Source organism: Bartonella fuyuanensis (assembly GCF_014197255.1).
Classification (GTDB): Bacteria; Pseudomonadota; Alphaproteobacteria; order Rhizobiales; family Rhizobiaceae; genus Bartonella; species Bartonella fuyuanensis.
In genome coordinates, this window is the sequence record NZ_JACIFE010000072.1 from 1 (window position 1) to 1177 (window position 1177).

The window sequence follows — 1177 nt, forward strand, 5'->3', positions numbered from 1 at the left end:
CTGATTGATATTGTTCGCCCCAATGGACAGGGTCTTTCTCATAACAAATATGACAGTTTCAATGTTGATAGCCATGGCGTGATTTTGAACAATTCGACCAAAGAGGTTTCGCGTTCACAGCTTGGTGGATTGGTGCCAGGCAACGGCAATTTGCGTTATAGCGGTGCAGCAAAGGTTATCCTCAATGAAGTGGTGAGTGCCAATCGCTCGCGTTTTGAAGGCGTGAGCGAAGTGCATGGGCAAATGGCGGATGTTATTATCGCCAACCCCAATGGGATTACCTGTAACGGTTGTGGCTTTATTAATACCCCACGGGTGACTTTATCGACGGGACAACCGATTATTGGAGCCGATGGGGCTTTGAGTGGGTTGCGTGTTGAGGGTGGTGAGATCACCATAGGCTCTCGTGGGGCTGAAGGGAGTGCATTAGATATTTTTGATCTTGTTTCGCGCAAGATCAGTATCGTGGGTCCCATACAGGTCAAAGGAGATTTGGCTGTTATCGCGGGGCGCAATCATTTTGATTATCACAAGCGCGAAGCAACATCTTTAGGTTCAGATGGCAAAGAGCCGGAATTGGCGATTGATTCCAGTGAGTTTGGTGGAATGTATGCGGGGCAGATCCGCGTGATTGCCAACGATAAAGGCGCCGGCGTTAAGATGCGCGGAGATATGGTTTCCAATGCAGGCGCCATGAGATTGACAAGTGATGGCAAGCTGGTAATTGCCAAAGCCCGCGCTAAAGGAGCGGTAAAAGCGCGTTCTCATCACGATAGTGTGCATGTGAAAGATCTGCTTTTTTCAGAAGAAGCGGTTGAACTGAAGGCTTTGAAACATGTTGAACTGGCTGAGCAATCTCGCGTTGCGGCAAGCGGTGCTGTTGCTGTGCACGCCGATGTGATCAAGCTCCAGTCTCAAGCTCTTCTAGCAAGTGGTATTGGGCGTGATGGTCAACAGTCAGCGACGGGTTTTTTGCATTTACAGGCAGCAAAGCTTGAGGCGGGGGATGGTCGGATAGCCGCCGGTGATTTTTTAGAGATCCAAGCAGCAACAATTGATCTAAGCCGCATGCAAGACAATAATCAAACAGGGGTTTCTTCCCTTGGCGATCTGACCATTGAAACCAATCAAATCACCGCTTTAAACAACCATATTGGTGCCAAGGAGAATATTGTAC

The 1177-nt window shown here is 48.8% G+C and carries 1 protein-coding gene; it reads left to right on the forward strand.

Annotated features, from left to right (window positions below; genetic code table 11):
* On the forward strand, positions 1-1177 hold a 1177-nt coding region (locus GGR08_RS07965), incomplete at both ends, for a filamentous hemagglutinin N-terminal domain-containing protein (protein ID WP_183194759.1).